This is a genomic window from Bacillus sp. AFS055030 (genome assembly GCF_002574545.1).
In the GTDB taxonomy this organism is placed as follows: Bacteria; Bacillota; Bacilli; order Bacillales; family Bacillaceae_G; genus Gottfriedia.
This window is the reverse complement of sequence record NZ_NUGT01000034.1, coordinates 72,194-94,147: the sequence shown is the minus strand read 5'-3', so window position 1 is coordinate 94,147 and position 21,954 is coordinate 72,194. Positions and strand designations below refer to the sequence as shown.

At 35.2% G+C, this 21,954-nt stretch carries 12 protein-coding genes and 1 riboswitch; of the genes, 10 read left to right on the top strand and 2 right to left on the bottom strand.

The genetic code is table 11. From position 1 onward, the window contains the following. Positions 1 to 275 precede the first annotated feature (275 nt). From CN925_RS14285 to CN925_RS14270, 4 genes are read left to right on the top strand one after another with little or no spacing between them, the layout of a single operon-like run. Complete coding sequence (locus CN925_RS14285; protein WP_483295199.1) at positions 276 to 1,613, top strand: NAD(P)-dependent oxidoreductase; 1,338 nt, start codon at positions 276 to 278, stop codon at positions 1,611 to 1,613. 16 nt (positions 1,614 to 1,629) lie between these two features. After that, the gene (gene preA, locus CN925_RS14280; protein WP_098846895.1) at positions 1,630 to 2,937 is read left to right on the top strand and encodes an NAD-dependent dihydropyrimidine dehydrogenase subunit PreA; all 1,308 of its coding nucleotides are present in this window, start codon (positions 1,630 to 1,632) and stop codon (positions 2,935 to 2,937) included. Then, positions 2,934 to 4,334, top strand: coding sequence for a dihydropyrimidinase (gene hydA, locus CN925_RS14275; RefSeq protein ID WP_098846894.1), 1,401 nt, complete (start codon positions 2,934 to 2,936; stop codon positions 4,332 to 4,334). The genes preA and hydA overlap by 4 nt, the downstream gene beginning before the upstream one ends. 22 nt (positions 4,335 to 4,356) lie before the next feature. Further along, a complete protein-coding gene (locus CN925_RS14270) occupies positions 4,357 to 4,578 on the top strand; it encodes a hypothetical protein (RefSeq protein ID WP_098846893.1) in 222 nt (73 codons plus the stop codon). Between the two features lie 181 nt (positions 4,579 to 4,759). On the opposite strand, the gene CN925_RS14265 is transcribed toward CN925_RS14270, so the two are convergent. Further along, positions 4,760 to 6,226, bottom strand: coding sequence for a CoA-acylating methylmalonate-semialdehyde dehydrogenase (locus CN925_RS14265; RefSeq protein ID WP_098846892.1), 1,467 nt, complete (start codon positions 6,224 to 6,226; stop codon positions 4,760 to 4,762). An 18-nt stretch (positions 6,227 to 6,244) separates the two neighbouring features. Beyond that, positions 6,245 to 7,618 carry an aspartate aminotransferase family protein gene (locus CN925_RS14260; protein WP_098846891.1) on the bottom strand — a complete coding sequence of 458 codons (1,374 nt, stop codon included), beginning with the start codon at positions 7,616 to 7,618 and terminating at the stop codon, positions 6,245 to 6,247. 335 nt (positions 7,619 to 7,953) lie between these two features. Between CN925_RS14260 and CN925_RS14255 the strand changes: the two genes are divergently transcribed. From CN925_RS14255 to CN925_RS14230, 6 genes are all read left to right on the top strand, one after another. Further along, complete coding sequence (locus CN925_RS14255) at positions 7,954 to 9,249, top strand: arsenic transporter (protein ID WP_098846890.1); 1,296 nt, start codon at positions 7,954 to 7,956, stop codon at positions 9,247 to 9,249. Between the two features lie 258 nt (positions 9,250 to 9,507). Next, entirely contained in the window at positions 9,508 to 9,696 is a 189-nt protein-coding gene (locus CN925_RS14250) for a hypothetical protein (protein WP_098846889.1), read from the top strand. A gap of 110 nt (positions 9,697 to 9,806) precedes the next feature. Then, positions 9,807 to 9,995 (top strand): hypothetical protein, encoded by a 189-nt coding sequence (locus CN925_RS14245; protein WP_098846888.1) that lies wholly within the window; start codon positions 9,807 to 9,809, stop codon positions 9,993 to 9,995. Between the two features lie 100 nt (positions 9,996 to 10,095). Beyond that, positions 10,096 to 10,230, top strand: a riboswitch (cyclic di-AMP (ydaO/yuaA leader). A gap of 120 nt (positions 10,231 to 10,350) precedes the next feature. After that, positions 10,351 to 12,255: an APC family permease gene (locus tag CN925_RS14240; RefSeq protein WP_098846887.1), complete on the top strand. Its 1,905-nt coding sequence runs from the start codon at positions 10,351 to 10,353 to the stop codon at positions 12,253 to 12,255. A gap of 432 nt (positions 12,256 to 12,687) precedes the next feature. After that, positions 12,688 to 20,718 (top strand): InlB B-repeat-containing protein, encoded by an 8,031-nt coding sequence (locus tag CN925_RS14235; protein ID WP_098846886.1) that lies wholly within the window; start codon positions 12,688 to 12,690, stop codon positions 20,716 to 20,718. Positions 20,719 to 21,054: 336 nt separating this feature from the next. Next, positions 21,055 to 21,954 (top strand): LysR family transcriptional regulator, encoded by a 900-nt coding sequence (locus CN925_RS14230; RefSeq protein ID WP_098846885.1) that lies wholly within the window; start codon positions 21,055 to 21,057, stop codon positions 21,952 to 21,954.

Sequence of the window (21,954 nt, the reverse complement as noted above, 5' to 3'; positions counted from 1 at the left end):
TAGAAAGATTCTTCCTCATAACAGGTATCCAAAGGTTCACTTTTCATGAATGAAACACTGACAACCCCTTACATAAACATGTCTAAATTTATCTATTTAATCATATATTGAAATACCTCAATTTTAGAAAAAGTTTTACCTTATTAAGAAAGATTGTACTTGATTGTTCTTACTTGAATACATCTTTATGCTTGTTAATTTACTGCACTATTAATGTAAAAGAAAATGACTTTCTTAAAAAGTATCTATGTAGCCAAAGTAGGAGGGTGTTGTTAGTGAATAGAGTTTCGTTAGAGAATTTATCGAAGAACTTTGAAGAAGTACATCCTGGGTTATCGGAACGGGAAGCATTTGAAGAAGCACATCGATGTCTTTATTGCTATGATGCCCCATGTATTAAAGCATGTCCAACTGGGATCGATATACCTTCATTTATAAAGAAAATAGCTTCTGGCAATTTAAAGGGATCAGCTAAAACAATTATGTCATCTAATCCTGTTGGAGCAAGCTGTGCCAGGGTTTGTCCTACAGAAGAATTGTGCGAAGGTGCATGCGTACTTAATCATTCTACAAAACCAATTATGATTGGTAATTTACAACGTTATGCAACTGATTGGGCGATAAAAAATAATCAAGTATTATTTAAGGCTGGAAAAAAGAACGGGAAAACAGTTGCAATCATTGGTAGTGGTCCTTCTGGTTTAGCAGCTGCTCGTGAACTTGCTTTATTAGGCTATGAAGTAACGATTTTTGAAGCCCAAAATCATGCTGGAGGATTAAATCGTTATGGAATCGTTTCTTTTAGGTTACCAAAGAGTATATCGAACTGGGAAGTTCAACAAATTGAAAAGTTGGATGTCAAGATCCAGACGAATACTAGAGTCGGTTCAGATATTTCTTCAGATGAAGTATTAGCAAACTATGACATGGTCGTACTAGCTATAGGTATGGGGAAAGTTCCGATGCTAGATATTGAAGGGGAGGATTTGGACGGAGTATACGATGCGATTGATTTTGTAAAAGAGACGAAATCAGGGGAATTATCCAATCGGTTCATAGGTAAAAACATTGCTGTAATCGGAGCGGGCAATACAGCAATTGATGCTTCGACATGCTCAGTTCGTTTAGGAGCAGGCAATGTCAAAATTTTATATCGTAGGACGCAATCGGAAATGAGCGCTTATCAATTTGAATATGATTTCGCTAAGCAAGATGGAGTAGAATTCCGATGGCTAACATTACCAATACGAATAATAGGTGAAAACGGAAAAGTAATTGCACTTGAGTGTGTGCGATTGGAATTAGGTGAAGTAGGAAAAGACGGCCGCCGCAGGCCTGTACTTATTCCAGATTCCAATTTTACAATTCCGGTAGATGGAGTCATTAAAGCGATCGGGCAAACTCGCTATATAGAGTTAATCGAGCAATTTGGTTTAGAACACAAAGATGGTGTTGTGAAAGTTAACCAAGAATCATTTCAAACGTCTAATCCTAAAGTTTTTGCCTGTGGTGATGTTATTTTTGGAAAAGGGCTAGGTGAAGCAATGGTAGTCACTGCGGCACAACAAGGAAAAGAAGTAGCTTATGCGATCCATAAACAATTAAACACTTAAAAGGAGGTTTTCTTTTATGGCAGATCTAAGTATCAATCTTGCAGGTATACAATCACCTAACCCATTTTGGCTTGCTTCTGCTCCTCCTACAAATTCGGGTTATCAAGTCCAACGTGCGTTTGAAGCTGGTTGGGGTGGGGCAGTTTGGAAAACGTTAGGGGAACCAATTATTAATACTTCCTCACGATTTGCTGCGATTAATTTTAACGGGCAAAGAGTTGCAGGGTTTAATAATATCGAACTAATATCTGATCGACCTCTTGAAGTAAATTTAAAAGAAATTTATGAAACGAAAAAAAGATTCCCTGATCGAGCTATTATCGCCTCACTTATGGTTGAACCACAACAATATAAGTGGCATGAAATCGTGAAAAGAGTAGAGGATGTTGGTGTTGATGGATTAGAACTGAACTTTGGCTGTCCACATGGCATGGCAGAAAGAGGAATGGGATCTGCATCTGGTCAAGTTCCTGAATTAGTAGAGCAACAAACTTTTTGGGTAAAAGAAGTTGCGAAAACACCTGTCATTGTCAAACTAACGCCAAACATTACTGATATTACTGTTACGGCTGAAGCGGCAGTTCGAGGTGGAGCGAACGCAGTCAGTATGATTAACACAATCAACAGTTTAATGGGAGTTGATTTAGATTCTTGGAATACGGTTCCTCATGTTGCTGGGAAGGGAGCACATGGTGGATATTGTGGACCTGCAGTAAAGCCAATTGCTTTAAATATGGTGGCAGAATGTGCACGTAATCCGCGTATATCAGTTCCAATTTCCGGGATTGGTGGCATTTCGAATTGGCAAAATGCAGTAGAGTTTTTATTAATGGGAGCGACTGGCGTTCAAATATGTACGGCAGCAATGCACCATGGATTCCGCATAGTGGAAGATATGATTGACGGATTGAATAATTATTTAGATGAAAAAGGACTTTCCTCAGTAACGGAGCTGGTAGGTAAATCCGTTCATAAATATTCAGATTGGGGAAATTTAGATTTAAATTACCAAGTAGTTGCTAGGATTGATCCAAAGGAATGCATTAACTGCAATAAATGCCATATTGCTTGTGAAGATACATCTCACCAATGTATTGATATGTTAGTAGATGAAAGCGGAAATCCTTATTTAAAAGTTCGGGAGGAAGATTGTGTAGGATGTAATTTATGCAAAATAGTCTGTCCAGTTGAAGATGCCATTAACATGGTAGAGATTCCAAATAAACAGCCTTCGATGACTTGGAATGATCGCCAACAAGCCTTAAATAGATTAGCACGTTCTAATCAATATTCAATTTTAAAGGGGGGAAGAAAAAGAAAATGAAGAAAATTATTCGAAATGGCACAATCGTTACTGCAACGGATATTTACAAGGCTGATATTTTAATAGAAGATGATAAAATTTGTGCAATTGGACTAAATTTAGATTGTACGGACGCTGAAATGATTGATGCAACAAATCATTATATTTTTCCAGGTGGAATAGACCCGCATACACATTTAGATATGCCATTTGGCGGAACCGTCACAAAAGATGATTTTGAATCAGGAACGATTGCCGCTGCCTTTGGTGGGACAACAACCATTATTGATTTTTGTTTAACAAATAAAGGAGAACCACTCCAAAAAGCAATCGAAACATGGCATGAAAAATCAAAACATAAAGCAGTGATTGATTATAGTTTTCATCTTATGATTGGCGAAATAAATGATGAGGTACTTCAAGAGTTACCTAGAGTAATCGAAAATGAGGGAATTACTTCATTTAAAGTATTTATGGCTTATAAAAATGTATTTCAAGCTGATGATGCGACCTTGTACCGTACTCTTTTAGCAGCAAAAGAATATGGGGCATTAGTAATGGTGCACGCGGAGAATGGAGATGTTGTCGATTATTTAATTAATCAAGCATTAGCTGAAGGAAAAGTAGAACCTATTTATCATGCATTAACACGTCCTCCTGAAGTAGAGGGGGAAGCGACGGGAAGAGCAGCTACATTAACTGGACTTGCAAATTCACAATTATATGTTGTTCATGTTACTTGTGCAGAGGCTGTTGAAAAAATAACGGAAGCCCGAAATAATGGGATCGATATATGGGGAGAAACATGCCCACAATACTTAGTACTTGATCAATCCATGCTAGAAAAACCTGATTTTGAAGGTGCAAAATACGTTTGGTCTCCACCACTTCGCGAAAAATGGAACCAAGATGTGTTATGGAATGCATTAAGAAATGGAAATCTTCAAACGTTAGGTTCCGATCAATGTTCTTTTGACTTCAAAGGTCAAAAGGATCTAGGCCGTGAAGACTTTTCAAAAATTCCAAACGGGGGACCAATGATTGAAGATCGAGTAAGTATCTTGTTCTCTGAGGGCGTTAAAAAAGGCAGAATAACATTAAACCAGTTTGTTGACATTGTCACTACAAGAAGTGCAAAGCTATTTGGATTGTACCCCGAGAAAGGAACAATTGCAGTTGGTTCAGATGCGGATTTAGTTATTTTTGATCCGAATAGTAAACGAACAATCTCCTCAAAAACGCACCATATGGCAGTCGACTATAACGCATTCGAAGGGATGGAAGTAAAAGGAGAGCCAGTGAGTGTACTAGTTCGTGGAGAGTTTGTCATAAAAGAGAAGCAATTTGTAGGTAATGCAGGTAGTGGACAATATTTAAAGAGAAAAAAATATGGTGAAACTAGTATAATAGAAGATTAGTAAAAAAGGGGATGAGTAGCTATTGTCAACATATAAGGAGTTTTTAAGCGAGAGAAATCAAATAGATTCCCTTATAAAAAAAGGCTACGAGATAAAAAATGTTAGAGAAACGCTAGACGGTGCCTATGTTGACTTTGAAAATCAAGATGAAGAGGAGAGGTTTATAACGCTTCACATAATGAATGCAGATACCCGGAAGTATTTTGGAACGTTGATTATTAAGCAGTTAGGGATTAATTTGTGAATTTGATAGAACCGAAGAATCGCAAAAAAATTAAAAAGGATTATCCTAATAGAGTAAATCATTAAAATAAATGGAAAATCGCATCTAATCCGTCATTACTAACGGTTTATGCGATTTTTTTCTATTTAAAAGGCTTTCCCATTAGTCAGTTTCCTAAACTAATAGAAAAGCCCAATTGTATTTAATCAAATCTACTCGTAATCATTTTTTTCCTTGTATAGAACTCGACCCCATCTGCACCATTTGCATGTAGGTCACCATAGAAAGAGTTTTTCCAGCCAGAAAATGGGAAGAAAGCCATTGGTGCAGGTACGCCGATATTTACGCCAAGCATTCCTACTTCAATATTCTCCCTGAAATATCGTATACTTGCTGCACTGTCTGTGAAGATGCAGGCTCCGTTTCCGAAGTCCGATTTGTTGGTTAGCTCAATTGCTTCTTCTAAAGAATCTACTCTAACAATCGAAAGCACTGGTGCAAAAATTTCTTCCTTCCAAATTTTCATTGATGGAGTGACGTGATCAAAAATTGTAGGCCCAATAAAATAGCCTTTTTCTTTTCGAATTAAATCATTTCGACCATCACGTAATAAAGTTGCGCCTTCTTGAATTCCACATTCAATATATAGTTCTGTTCGTTCGCGATGTTCTTTTCGAATGACCGGGCCTAGGAATATATCTTCATCTAATCCATTTCCAATTGTAAGGTTATTAGCTTCCTTTTTTAGTTTCTCTATTAATGGATTGACAATTTCACCTACTGCTACAACAACTGAGCATGCCATACATCTTTCGCCTGCCGAACCATATGCAGCTGTGATAATTTGTTTTACTGTTTCATCTAAATTTGCATCTGGTAAAACGATACTATGATTTTTAGCACCAGCTAAAGCTTGAACTCGCTTACCATTTGCAGATGAAGTTTTATATACATATTCTGCTACTGGTTGAGAGCCTACGAATGAAATGGCCGGAACATCTTTGTTTTGAAGTAACTCGTTTACAATTTCATGTGCACCATGAACAATATTGAATACACCTTTTGGAAGACCTGCTTCGGTAAAGAGCTCTGCTAAACGATTTGCAAGTAGTGGCGTACGTTCGGAAGGCTTTAGAATAAACGTGTTTCCACAGGCAATTGCTAATGGAAACATCCAGCAAGGTACCATCATTGGGAAATTAAAAGGTGTTATTCCCCCAATAACTCCAACAGGATATCGATACATAGCTGATTCAATATTTGTCGCAATATCAGGTAATTGTTTCCCCATCATTAATGACGGCGCACCGGCAGCAAATTCTACACATTCAATTCCACGTTGAACTTCTCCGTATGCCTCATTATAGCTTTTACCATTCTCAATCGTGATTAAATTAGCAAGTTCATCCCAATGTTTAATTAGTAATTGTTGATATGAAAATAGTATTCTTGCTCTTTTAGGAACAGGGGTTTTACTCCATGTAGTAAAAGCTTTTTTTGCTGCTTTTACTGCGGTTTCTAAATCTGATTTAGTTGAGAGAGGTACAAATGCTAATAGTTCTTCAGTAGCAGGATTTGGAACTGGGATTGTTTTGGCATTAGGTGAAGCTTCAATCCATTCACCATTTATAAAATTTTTTAAAATCTTTATATTAGTTTGTGTAGACAAGAATATCACCCCGAAAGTTTATAGTTTTGAGAATGCTTTGTTTAATGTAGTTACGATAAAATCAAGCTCTTCATCAGATGTTGTAAATGGAGGAGAAAGAGTAAGGATATTATTATAGCCTGGTACCGTATCTCCATTTCGACCAATTATTAGTCCCGCTGCCTTACATTCAGTGATTATTTTTAACACCAAGTCTGGACTAGCAGGTTTTTTACTTTTTTTATCTTCAACCATCTCAATTCCTGCAATAAAACCAAAACTGCGGATGTCCCCAACATTTTTATAAGTTAGTAAACGATCTAATTTTTTACGGAGCTTTTCACCTAAATAAGCTGCACGCTCAATTAAATTTTCTCTTTCAATGATTTCTAAATTTTTCAATGCAACTGCGCATGAGGCTGGATTTCCTCCGAATGTGTTAACATGACGAAAATGTTGATCTGTCCCTTGTTGTTTAAATACTTCATATAGATTACTACTGACTGCAGTTGCTGAAAGAGGTGAATAGGCACTTGTCATTCCTTTAGCCATTGTGACGATATCTGGTTTTATACCGAAGTTTTGATGTCCAAACTGTTTTCCAGATCGGCCAAAGCCACATATTACTTCATCAACGATTAACAAAATGCCATATTTATCACAAATTTCACGAACTTTTGTTAAGTATTCGGCAGGAGGTACAATCACTCCTCCACCAGTTATAACCGGTTCCATTATCATTCCAGCAATCGTTTCAGCGCCTTCAAAATTAATGACGTCTTCAATTGCATTTGCACATTGGATGCCACAATCTCCATATGTTTTACCAAAAGGACATCGATAACAATAAGGTGGTGCCACGTGCTGGAAACCCGAAGAAAGAGGTTCGTATTTCACTTTTCGATTAGCTTGACCAGTAGCACTTAAAGCTCCCATCGAATTGCCATGATATGCTCGATATCTAGATATAAACTTATAACGTAAAGGCTCACCATTTTGATGATGGAATTGTCTAGCAATCTTAAAAGCTACTTCATTAGCATCCGATCCGGAATTTGAATAAAAAATACGATAGTCTCCACCTAACCATTCATTTAACTTTTCAGCTAATAAGATGGAAGGAACATTACCTTGTGACATTGGAACATAAGGAATTGCTTGCATTTGGTCAGCTGCTGCCTTAGCAATTTCTTCACGACCGTAACCTACATTCACACACCATAATCCCGACATACCGTCTAAATAATTTTTCCCATCAAGATCAGTGACTGTACTATCTTTACCAGAAACAAGAACCAATGGATTTGGATTGTGAGGCGACATATGATGCCATACATACTTTTGGTCTAATTCAAGAAGCTCTTCTTTAGAAAGAGAAGTAGAATGATTTACTTTTACGGTTTTATCATTCATTAAATTGTCACCAACTTTCAATATTCTAGTATTATGGAATCTCATTTTTGTAACTATACTTATTAATATTACTGAAGGGACTATATTATCCTAATACGATTAGACAAATTGTTAGATACATAAACGATCCTTTTTATCTAACTAAAAGGAGCACTATTCATTTAAAGAAATGAACTGTGCTCCTTAATAAGTAAAAATAAAAGTTTATAAAAAACGATTCCAAAATTAAAAAAAGCTTAGGTTTTTTTAATATTTTTATACTAGATAAACTTTAATTATTCATGCGATAATGAAATTTGAAATTTAAAGTTAAATTAGAAGGGCTGTATTGTTAATTGGTTTCAATCATTCTTGCATCATTAATTTTTATCATTACTCTTATTTTAGTCATTTGGCAACCGAAAAACATTTCAATTGGTTGGATCGCATTCGGAGGAGCGGCCTTATCTTTCATATTAAGGCTTGTTGATCTCCATGATGTCGTCGTAGTAACAAGTATTGTTTGGAATGCGACATTTGCATTAATAGCTGTCATTATCATTTCATTGATATTAGATGAAATTGGTTTTTTTGAGTGGGCTGCTTTGCATATGGTAAGTGCAGCAAATGGAAACGGGATCAAGATGTTCGTTTATATAAATGTTCTCGGAGCTATTGTTACCGCTTTTTTTACAAATGATGGAGGAGCGCTAATTCTTACCCCAATCATTTTAGCAATGGTTCGTAGCTTGAAATTGGATGAACGAATGGTCTTTCCGTTTATTATCGCTTGTGGTTTTATATCAGATACAACATCAATTCCATTTATTGTAAGTAACTTAGTGAATATTATCACTGCTGATTATTTTAAAATTGGCTTTTTAGAATATACGAGTGAAATGATCATTCCAAATGTCTTCTCACTAGTTTCTAGTATTTTGGTATTGTATTTTTATTTTCGAAAAGAAATACCGAAAAATTATGATCTTGGAAATTTAAAGGTTCCAAAGGATGTCATTAAAGATAAAAAGATGTTTTACATTTCTTGGTTAGTACTATTGTTATTATTAGCGGGATACTTTATTGGAGAATTACTTGAAATTCCGGTTTCGATTATTGCTGGAAGTGCTGCTATTATCTTTTTATTCATGGGGAGAAGAAGTAAGGTTGTAAATACAAAAAAGGTATTAAAAGAAGCACCGTGGACGATTGTTGTGTTTTCCATAGGAATGTATATAGTTGTCTATTCATTAAAAAATGTTGGTTTAACAAATGCATTAGCTCATTTAATTGATTCTGTTGCGCATCAAGGCTTACTGGTTGCAACGATAGGGATGGGGTTTATTTCAGCCATTCTTTCTGCAATTATGAATAATCTTCCTACTGTTATGATTGCATCACTTGCTATTGAAAATATCCATACATCAGATCTTATTAAAGAAGGACTGGTTTATGCAAATGTAATTGGTTCGGATCTAGGACCAAAGATGACGCCAATTGGATCATTAGCTACCTTATTATGGCTACACGTATTATCCCAAAAAGGGATCAAAATTTCATATCGCACTTATTTAAAAATCGGAATCATATTAACGATTCCTGTCCTATTATTTACTTTATTAGGCCTATTTATTAGCCTGAAAATACATTAATAAAACTGTTTGAGACAACTATTTTTTAGTTGTCTTTTCTTTATGAAAAGTTGATAAAATATGTAAACGATTTCCAAAAAAACACCTTTAAAAATCATTCATTTCAAGTAATCGTTTACATTAGTAATTCCAAAAATCACCATTTGACGAGTGGTTTTTATCATGATAGAGTTGTTCTTACGTTTAAAAACGAACGTCAAACCACGGCCATTGGTCATGGTTTTTTTATATTTATAAAACATGAAAGGAGAAAACAAAATGAAGAAAGTAATCTTATCTTTAGTAGTTGGATGTGGATTTTCTATTTTACTGACAGGGTACGAAACGAATAAGTCAGAAGTTAATAAAGAGATTTCTATGTTTAATCAAACTGAGGTACAAAACGTGTTAACAAACATTGTAGCAGTTGATCAATCAAAAGAGATCATTTGGAATCATGGACGCTAATTAGTCGTATGAATTTCCTTTGACTGGTCTTACGTTTAAAAACAAACGTCAAACCACGGCCATTTGGTCATGGTTTTTTTATTTGAAAAAAATCGAGAGGAGAAAACAAAATGAAAAAAGTAATTTTATCATTAGTAGTAGGATGTGGATTTTCTATTTTGCTGACAGGGTACGAAACGAATAGGTCAGATGCTAATAAAGAATATTCTACGTTTAATCAAACAGAAGTGCAAAAGGTATTAACGAACACTTTATCTAAGGATCAGACTCAACGAATCATTTGGAATCAAGTACGCTAAAAATAATTTAAAATTCGATTGTAAATTTTAAAAAAAGTCCCTTTACAAATTTATCCTAAAGTTATATATTTACATTTAAATTCTATATTTCTCTATTTCAAAACCATAGTTGCTTAATCTTAAAAAGAGCGGGGGAACCATTTCTTTATTGGGGTGAATCCTTTTTTGTAAAGGTAGGGGTATTCTTTAATCCCGAATCCGACAGCTAACCTCGTAAGCATTTAAAGAAGGGGGTTTATTTAGTATTGTTTTTAAACACTAAGTAAAGCTTAGTGTTTTTTGTATGCAAAAAAGTAAAAATTGGTAATTAATTGCCAATAAATCATTTGTTTTTATAAGAAAAGGGGAAAAATTTATGTATCATCCGTCCGTATATATAGAAATTGGACTTTTTATTTTAGCGATTTTTGGGATTTATTATTCAATCTCAAATTTTAATAGCGTAAAACGCGTATTTATTGGTAGACCTATGAGGACAGCTGAAATACATGCACAACATAATAAATTGATTTGGTTCATCGCCCTGCCAATTCTTGCAGCTGATTTGTATTCATCCGTATCTTATGGACCAGAGGCTGGAATGACCGAGTTGATAGTTCTAGGTGTAAAAGCACACTGGTATATTATACCGATTACAATCGCATCTGTTATTTTATTAGGAATTCTTATTCTTTCCTACATTATGGGGATTTTAGCTTATCCTAATGGTGGTGGGGCTTATGCAATTGCTAAGGACAATTTTAAACCTCGTTGGGTTTCATTAATCGCTTCAAGCTCATTATTAGTTGATTATATCTTGACTGTAGCGGTTTCAGTATCAGCTGCACTTGAAGCAGTGGCATCAGCTTACCCAGCAGTTGTGCCTTATGAAACGGTTTTAGCGATATTTTGTGTTTTTTTATTATTAGTTGTCAATCTACGTGGGGTTGCCGAATCAGCTAAAATATTTGCGTGGCCAACATTTGGCTTTATGATTTGTATGTTTCTTTTGATTTTTACAGGATTTTTTGACGAATTCCAAAATGGTTTTATACAACACCATACACCGACGTTTGGTACAGTACCACAAGGTTTAAGTATTTTAATTGTACTGAAAGCATTTAGTTCAGCATGTTCTGCTTTAACAGGTATTGAAACAATCTCAAATGCAGTACCAGTTTTTAGAGAACCTCGTCAAAAAAATGCGATTAAAACATATATAGCACTAGGAGTCATTACTTCAATTACACTTTTAGGCTTTGCTTATCATTTATATGTAAACGGAATTTCACCGAACCCAAATGATACGATGTTATCACAATTAATAAAGGTGTATTTTGGTGATGGGATAATATATCAAGGCATCATTTGGTTCACTTTTATTATTTTAATTTTAGCAGCGAACTCGTCATTTACTGGGTTTTCTCAGTTAGCTGCATTAGTAGCAACGGATGGGTTTTTACCTAGAGGGTTTACAAACCGAGGTGATCGTTTAGGATATTCTAATGGCATTATTGCGCTTGCTGCTGCTGCGAGTATTTTAATCATCGCATTCCAAGCTCATACTAATGCACTTATACCACTGTATGCAATCGGTGTATTTTTATCATTTACAATTGCACAATTAGGATTAATAAGAAGATGGAAGCGAGTGAAAGGTTCTAAATGGCAAGTTAAATTAGCGATCAATATAATAGGTTTTATGGTTACGTCTGTTGTTACGGTCATCTTTGCAGTAACAAAATTTGTAGATGGTGCTTGGGTTGTTTTAGTCGTAATTCCGACAATTATATTCTTATCTTTAGCAATCTATAAACATTATCAAAATGTAGCAAGCGAATTACGGATCGATTTAAGTTCGTTTAAACCAGAAGCAAATAAAGTTATAACAGTTGTATTAGTTTCTGGTACACATCGTGTCGTTCACAATACATTATCATTTGCAAAGGGGATTTCAACAGAACCAATCGCTGTTTATGTTGGATTTGATGATGAATCAATTGAAAGAATGGAAGAAAAATGGGAAGAGTGGGGTAATCCATGTCGCTTAGTCGTTCTAAAAAGCCCGTACCGTTCAGTACTTGCACCTCTTTCAAGATTCATTAAGTTAATTGAAGCAAATGATCAAGATAGCCACATCCAAATTGTCATTCCACAATTTATTCCTAAGAGATGGTGGCATAATCTTCTTCATAACCAAACAGCACTTTTAATTCGACTTTGGTTGATTAGTCAGAAAGATGTAGTCGTTACGACGGTTCCGTATCATTTGAGAAAATAAACAATTAAGGAAAAGAGTCTTTACTTTTAAGAAGAGATTAAAAACTTACTAAATTAATTAGAAAGCTATCATTCTTTTATTGTTAAAAGTTTGATAGCTTTTTTTGCCAAAAATAGGAATATTCAAATTATTTGATTTTTTTAATAAAAAACCTCAAATTCCCCCAAATTTTAAATTTACAAAAATTTCATAGTTTATTAGGTTTTTTAGGATAAATATCTACAGTTTACGTCAAGAAACTACATTTATTCAATTTTAATACGTAAAAAAATGAAGTATAAATCGCTAAATTTCCCCAATACAAGACAAGCAATACATGCAGTAAAATTTACTTAAATTTAAGTTTTTAGAAAAATTTTAATTCTTAAATTTATGTAATTCGGGCAAATAATAGAATTTTTTATTATTTGTTTATACTTGGGGGGGGAAAACATGAAAGAGAAAAAAACGTCTCATAAGAGTAAGAGGCCAACAAAAAAAATACTTTCGATCTTTGCTTTAAGTTCGATGTTTTTAAATGTTGTGATTCCTCAAAGTTTCGCAAGTGTTAATAATGCTGAAGCGAAACTAAACGAACAAGGTTTATCTAGTAATACATTTAGTGCAAAAGAAGTTAACCGTATTCTTGACGGGCTTACTGCTGAACAAAAAGCAAATATTGATAAGCTTACTGGAGCAGATCAAGCTGAAAAAATCCGTTTAGACAAAAAGGATTTAATCGGTTCAAAAAAGGTTAATGTTATCGTTCAATTTAAACAAGATCCAGCTAAAATACAAATCATTAAGCAATCTTTAGCTAAAGGTGGAGCAACTGCGAATAGTCAGGCTTTTGATAGCGAATATTCAGATGCTAAAAATAAAGTTAAAGATTCACATGCAAACTTTAAGAGCTTTTTAAATAAACAGCCTAAAACTACAATTGTTGGCGGGAAAACTGTTAAAACAGAAATCAGTATAACACGAGAATTTACAGATGCATTCAATGGCGTTTCATTAACACTACCTGCAAATTTAGTTCAAAAACTTGCAGAAAGTCCAGATGTAGCGGCTGTCTGGTCTCAAGTAGAATATTCCTTACCTGATGAAGGAATTTCAACTTCTCAAAAATCAATGACAGCAAAATCTGCTGGTAAGCCTACAACAGGGTTATCATTTTTAGGGATAGACAAGCTTCAAGCTGAAGGGAATACAGGTATCATTAAAAAAGGTCCACGTGCTGGTGAGAAGGTTAAAGTGGGTGTATTGGATACAGGTATCGATTACAACCACCCTGATCTTTATAAAGTTACACATGATGAAAATGGAAAATTATATGGTGGACATGACCTAGTTAATAATGAAGGATTTGATGCAGAAGGAAATATAAAATACGTTGATGACCATGACCCTATGGAAACGACTTATGATGATTGGGTAGCTGATAAGGCGAATCCAGGTTCAGTTTGGGGAACACCACCTTCAACTTATAAGCCATATATTACTTCGCATGGAACTCATGTTGCTGGAACGATTGCAGCAAACACGACGGATAATAACGATGTTTATTCCGCAAATGGGGTAGCACCCGATGTAGAGCTTCATGGTTATCGTGTACTAGGACCAGGAGGACATGGAACATCAGAATCAGTACTAGGTGGGATCGATCAAGCTGTAAAAGATCAAATGGATGTTATTAACCTATCACTTGGTGCAACAATTAATGATCCACTATACCCAACAAGTATTGCCATTAACAATGCTACTTTAGCTGGAGTTGTGTGTGATGTTGCTGCAGGTAATAGTGGCCCTGGACAAGCTACAGTTGGTTCACCGGGAACTTCGCCACTAGCAATTACTGTAGGTGCAAGTACAATCCCCGAAGAAATTGCAACAATGACCGTTAAGAATGGTTCAGTTTCTTATAAAGCACGTTTATTCGGGAAAAACTTTTCACAATCAGACGATGCTTATAAAGGTCAAACACTTCCAATCGTTGATGTTGGTTTAGGAAGTGAAGCAGATTATAGTGGAATTGATGTGAAAGGTAAACTTGTTCTAGTAAAACGTGGCGGGGATTACTTACAGACAAAAATGACAAATGCTAAAAATGCGAATGCAGCAGGTATGGTGATCTGGGATAATACGGATGATTCGGATACGCAAGGATATATTCCTAATTTCTTAGGTGTCAGCATCGATAATGTTTATTCCATCTCATTAACACAAGTACAGGGACAAGCTCTTTCTGATGCAATTAAACAAGATCCTAAAACGGCTAGCATTACATTCCCTTCTACTCTTGATGCTCCTATTAGTAAAAGTGGAGATGAATTAGCAAGCTTTAGCTCAACAGGTCCAGTTAAAGATTGGACGATTAAGCCAGATGTAGTAGCTCCTGGTGTTGATATTGCTTCAACAGCTCCATTCGATATTTGGGAGCCAAATCAAGAACATGATTATAAACTTGGTTATCAGATTATGTCTGGTACATCAATGGCAACACCACATGTTGCTGGTATTTCAGCATTAATTTTAGCTGCACATCCTGACTATACGCCTGCAGATGTTAAAGCAGCATTAATGAATACAGCTAAAAGTATTGACACAGATTCAAAGAAATATAGTGTTTACCAAGTAGGTGCTGGACGTGTTGATCCTGCTCGTGCTATTGGAACAAATGTAAAAATCCAAGTTTTAGATAAAGCATACGCAGCTGATTCAGATAATACTCTGAAAGAGGTTGAAAACCTTACAGGAAGCATGTTCTTTGGTTTTAAAGGAAGAGGAGAAGGTGCAACGAACGGCTCAGATGATGTGGTTTCATCAAAAGATTTTAATGTTTCTAACCAAGGAAATAGCAGTAAAACATTTAAAGTAAGTACTGAGTTTATTTCAACAAAATTTGCTGGATCGAATAAAGTGGGTCCAGGCACTGGAAATGATGTAAAAGTTGATTTTACTGTCGGTGGACAAAATGTGACAAACATTAATGTTGGCGGTGGAAGTACTGTTAAAGCAACAGCAAAAATTACAGTTCCGTCAAATTCATTAGAGGGCACTTACGAAGGGTATATTAACCTAGTAAACACTGCTGATTCAACAGAGTCTTATCGCGTTCCGTTTACGATTACAGTTGCTGAAAAAGGTATTAATAATTTCCAAGTCGCGTTAAAAGCGACTAGTGTAGGAAATCTTTCTGCTTATAACTTCTCAGTAAATAACGAAATGGATAACTACTATATTCTAGTAAAAAACAAAGACGGAAAATATATAGGGGTAGCTAACACCTTATCCAACGGTAGTGGTATCATCCCTGGTGTTCAATACGGCCCACGTATAACTCTTTTTAATGGATGGTATCTTCCATTTACAAAGGAATACGATGGTACGTATGACGCATCTGGTATTTCAAACGAAGTACAAGTTTTAAAAGAAGGCGCATATTCTCTTGAGTTGATCGCAAATGGTAAAGATGGAAAACGTTATACTGCAGAAGATACGCTATATGTTGACGGTACACCACCAACTATGACGATGGATTCAGACTCTAAGGGCGGGATTTATGAAATTGATCCGACAGGGTATCTACCTGGACAAGAAATTAAAGGTTTCCGTGGTAAAGTTTATGACTCAAACATAGAGGTAATGAAATCTAACGGGGAAACGTCAGTGCCAAGCCCTCAGGATGGGTCACCAGTTCCTGTTGATCAAGGCTTGAATAGTGTTGTAGGTTATCAAGACAGTATGTTCCCTACAGTCTACTTCAAAACCGATACGAATGGTCGTTTCCATTTTGGTGTGACGGCTGAGGACGTTGCAAATAAAATGGGAAGTCAATTTGATATTGATCCTGTTGATTATTCAGGTGAGAGTGACTTCAGTTTAAACGGACAAACTTATTATTTTATTAAAAAAGGAAATCCGTATGTCACGCTAACTTCATCTAATGGAGTAGATGCAGGACCAGGTACCGAAGATAAGGTAGTTGTTGATAATAATAAACCTTTCAAGATGACATTGACAACAAAGTATGGAGTAGGAATGACAGGCGGTAAATTTATGCTGAATGATAATAGTGTTTATGAATTCAGTAATATCCGCTTAACAGAGGATTATAAAAAATACCTTATTAATAAGGGAATAGATCCAACTAAAGTTCTTACTGTAGGTGAACCATATGTTCATCCAATCTATCAAAAGGGTAAAACAACAGATGTGACGCTTTCAAATATTGCATCAGAGGGTGCTCTTGACCATGATATGCCAATAATAGAAGCAGATGTGACTTATAACAACCCTGATCCAATAACAGGTCAATTCCCGTATCAATTACTACAAGCGAATTTAACTTTGTCAGGTGAAAATACAAAAGTCGCTTGGTTTCCAACTAATGTACCTTATGTAAGACAGAACATCTCTGTACTTAGAGGACAAGTGGCAGCGGAATCTTTCTCTAGAAATAACGTAAACAACCAATATCCACAATTTACGGTTGATTCTGGTGCGAAGGTAACTGCTACGGATGATAAAGGGAATAAATATACAACGGACCAACCGACATCATTTAATAATACAATGGCTTATACGTTTATCAACCCATATTATGCGTTGACGATGGGTGTTAGTGACAAGCCATATTCTGTTGAAGCAAGTGTACCAGGCCATTTTAAAGGATATGAAAAAACACCTGTAATTGGTGAAAATAAATATGGTTATCAATCAGGTACTATAAAGGATATTCGAGGTCTATTCCCGATCCTTTTAGGTGGAGATGTTAACGGTGATAACGTTATCGACATGAAGGATTTACTGAAAGAAATCGATGTGTATTATCAATATAAAAACTTAAATAATGTGAATAATCCAGATAATAAACTAGCAAACAAAACGGCATTCTTAAACACGAACCGTGATGCAGATATATACTGGATTAAGCCAAGTGGATTTGGTTATGGAATTGATTATAATGACTTCTATTTCATCTTTAAAAACTTTGGTAAACAAAATCAAAGTGCTATTGATGCAGGGCTAGATGTTCCAGCAGCACAAACAAAAGTAGAACAAGATACAACTATAACTACTCAATATGCGGGTTCAATCACGTTAAATAAAGATGACACAGTAGAGCAAGTCATGCAAAAGCTTAATTTTGCAGCTCCAGCACAAGAAAACATCATAGCACCAAAGTTACAAGACTTGCAAAATGGAGCAACAATCTCAATGTCACCTTCAAGCACGGTGTTCGTTGATGATGTAGTATGGAGAAAATCAATTACAAAAATTATGTTAGGCTCAACGGATGTAACGGATTTAGTTAAAATCAACCCAGGGTACACTTATTATGACGCGAATGGTGTACAGCAAACTATGCCATCAAAAATTACGTTCCCAGGTTCATTATTCCCGACGGCAACGAATTACACAGTTACAGTAAAAGCGACAGGCTATCAAGATGTAACAAAATCTCTAACAGTATCATCGGTACCGATTCCAACGCCTGCAATCCCAATTATTACGGATCCAGCAGTAGCGCATATTGGGAAGGACTTAACATTAACTTTCCCAGAAGATGCGAAGTGGAGAAACGGAATCAATAAGGTAATTGTAACAACGAATAGTGGTAAGAGTATGGATATTAGTAATTTAATTAATCCAGATACAAATGAAAAATATTACGATATTAGTCAACCAGGAAAAATTACGTTTAATGCGAAAACATTTATGACGAATTCAACACTAGATCCGAAAAATGGTGCTACCTATAATGCTGCAACTGTAAATCCTGGTGGAACAAGTTATTTACCACAACTTTACAAATTTACAATTGGCTCACAAGGTGAAGATGGCACTGTTTACCCGGATGTAATTGCTGGTTCTGATCCAGTCTACACAGGTCAACAACCAGTTGGATATAGTGTTACGTTTAACAGCCAAGGAGGGACAGCCATTAAACCAATGGCGATAGGATTCAAGGCAGGATCCAGTAGAACGGATGGTCCGAATAGTGAATTAATCTCATTCATGAAACCTGCACCAACTAAACCTGGATATAAATTCCTAGGTTGGTATAATGAAGCAGAAGGTATAACACAGTGGGATCCACAATCGTTCCCTGCAACAGGAGACGCAACCGTTTATGCAAAATGGCAAATGAACACAACTCAAAGTTATTCACCAGTTGATAAAAACAATCCTAATGGATTAAAATTCGATGGAAGTAACGGGGCAGTTTCTGGAATAGGATGGGTACTAGGAGAAGGCGATTTAAAAATCAATATCCCAGATTATTTAACGAATGTTTCTTGGTTAACAGGTAAAGATAAAATTGCAAAAATTGAAGCGAAATTCTATGCGATGAAGAGCGATGGCTCAACAGATACGACACCAACAACTTATACGTTAGACCCAAGTACTTATGACTTGTCATCTAACGGAAGTAATGGGATTCTTTCTTTCACAACAGCTACACATGATCAAGCTGTTAAAGCAGGTCAAACGAATTTAGGTGAAAAGTTTGCTTTCAGTGAAATGCCATCACTTGGAAATATTGGTGGGGTAAAAGGATATGATTTAACTGTAACATCGACAACAGGTGAAAATGTTACAATTCCAGGTATTCAACTTGGATATAGACGTCATATTGATTTAAACGGCGGTTCGTTAAAGAATGCAAATGACACATTCTTTGCCGATACTTTAGTCAATGGAAAAACAACTGCACCAACTATGAGTATGGGTTCAGTACATGTGAAAAATGGTGATTTAACGATTAGTAATGACCTATATTTGGATGCAGCAAATTCAAGTGATAAGAAGTCAGATATTACGACAAATCCTAAAGTGCTAACAGATAATTCAACTTTCTATCTATGTTGGATTAAAGTTCCACCTACAGTAAATAAAGATGTTGCTGGAAACATTGTTGGTAGCGATATTACATTACCGTTTACAGATGATGGGACATGGAAAGATAACATCAAAGATGTGAAAATTGGTGCGAAAACATTAGAACTGAATAAAGACTACACAATCACTAATAATAGCATCATCCTTAAAGCAGCATTATTCACAGTTGGACAAAAAGTCAATGTGACGATTGTTTCAGAAGGATATAAAGATGTTGTAGTTGTTGACCAAGTAATTGGTTATACAGTTACATTTAATTCGAATGGTGGAGATCCAGTTTCAGCTCAAATTGTTGACAGAAATGCAACAAAACCAATTGATCCGACAAAAGTGGGATACAAATTCTATGGTTGGTACACGGATGAAAATTTAACAATGCCATATGATTTTGATACGATTGTGACAAAACCAATTACACTTTATGCGAAATATGCTTTAGCTGGCTCTGTTGTGACAGCTGATTCAACGGATAATGCAGTAGGTAATGATATCGTATTAGAGTTCAGTGACAAAGACTGGGCAAATGCGATTACTGGCATTAACGTCAACGGTCTCCCAATAGACGCATCGAAATACACTGTAGATAAAGAAAATCGTCTGATTACTCTAAATCAAGGTTTATTCACAAAAGCTAAAGATTATACGATTACAATTAAAGCTAAAGAGTATGCTGATGTGACTGTTGTACAAAAAGTAGTAAATGGATATAATGTTCATTTTGTACTACCAAATAGTGCTCCAGCTGAAGTAAAAGATGCAACAAAAGATCGAATTGTCGTGCGAAGAATCACTGCACCGATTGCTTATGGATATGATTTAAGTTGGTTTGCAGATGAAGCATGTACAATTCCTTGGGACTTTACAAACTCGATCTATTCTGCAAAAACACTTTATGGAAAATGGTCAGTTCATAAGTTCACAGTAGAATTTAACAAGCAAGATGGAAGCTTAGTAGAAACTAAGAAAGTTGATTATAATACGACAATGACAGCACCGACAGCGCCAACAAGAACTGGATACACTTTTGTTGGATGGTATAAAGATGCGGAAGGAAAAACACCATGGAATTTTGCAACAGATAAAGTAACTGCAGATACAGAGTTATTTGCTAAGTGGAGCATTAACTCGTATACAGTTAAATTTGATAGCCAAGGTGGAAGTGCTGTAAATGCGATCAAAACAGACTATAACACGATGATTTCTCAGCCAACTGTGCCAACAAAAACAGGCTATACTTTTGCCGGATGGTTCAAGGATGCAACAGGACAAACAATATGGAATTTTGCAACAGATAAAGTAACGAGTGATACAACAATTTACGCAAAATGGACACTAAATAAACCGAATGTTAACGAAATCGATGAAAATGATCCAAAGATTTCAGGAACAACATTAGCGAATGCAACGATTACTGTAAAAATCAATGGTGTTGCCATTGCAACTGGAAAAGCTGATTCGAAAGGGAATTTTAGGATCCAAATTAAACAACAAAAAGTTGGTACAGAAATATCAGTCTATGCAAAAGATTCAACTGGAAATGAAAGTTCTGCAACAGTTGTCAAAGTTGTAAAGAAATAAAATAACAAGCAGTACAATTTACTCTTTAATTCCAACATCAAAAAGGGTGTTTATGATATTGAGAAGATGGTTCAAACACCCTTTTTGAAAGTAAAATGATTAGATTGACTTTTTTCAAATTAAAAACTTTCCCTTAAAAATAATGAAAGGCAAGAATACAATTTAAAAAGTATTCTTGTCTTATTTTTTTAGATTATTCGCCAGTAGGTCAGTAACGCATGTAGACATTAAATATGTTAATAATAAGAAATAATTGCTTTTTTTTTAATCGTTAAGATAAAATTGAAATCAGTAAAAAAGTAATCGATTTAGTTTTCTTAAGGAGAAATTGTAAAAATGAATTTTGAACAAATGGAACATATTGTCTATGCAGCAAAGGAAATGTCAATCACAAAAGCTGCTGAAAAATTATTTATCTCTCCTTCTGGGATGAGTCAATCAATTACTCAATTAGAAAATGAGCTTGGCATAAAAATTTTTAACCGTTCGAAGCAAGGGGTTACACCAACTTTTGAAGGGAAAATAGTCATAGCAAAGGCAATCACTTTATTAAGCACCATTAAGGATCTCAATAAGGAAATATATGATATTAAAAACAGAAGTGAAACTCATTTAAAAATCTTAACTGCACCTACATTTACGTATCTACTTCAAGAAACAATCGTAAATGTTAAAGAGAAACAAGATGAAGTTACATTTGAAGTAGTGGAAGAAAATCCGGCTAATATGATTCAAAATTTTATAAAGCAAGATTATGATTTTGCACTTATTCCAGCAACGCTTGAAGAATTAAAAAAAGAAAAGTTCATTGAATTTGAACATTTACATAATGGACATTTTTGTATTGCAGTAGGGAAAAAATCACCTTTTTATTCTTACGACTCTGTATCTCCAAGTGACTTAATAAATGCAAAAATTGTAATGTACAAAAACTCGGATTATAAAAAGTTACTAAAATTTACGAAAATGAATCCTAAAAATGTTGTGCTAAAAACAAATCGTAGTAGTTTACTTTTTGAATTAGTAAAAGAAAGTCAAGCCATCCTCTATTTACATGAATTTTCGATTCGAAATCGACCAATGGTCATAAACGGAGATATAAAAATAATACCGATGAAGGATGAAGAAATTTTTGATCTGGATTTTTGGTTAATTTATTTACAGACAAAACCATTATCACCTTTGGCAAAAGAATTTATTGAAGAATTAAAAAAACAATTTCATTTAAGTAATTAA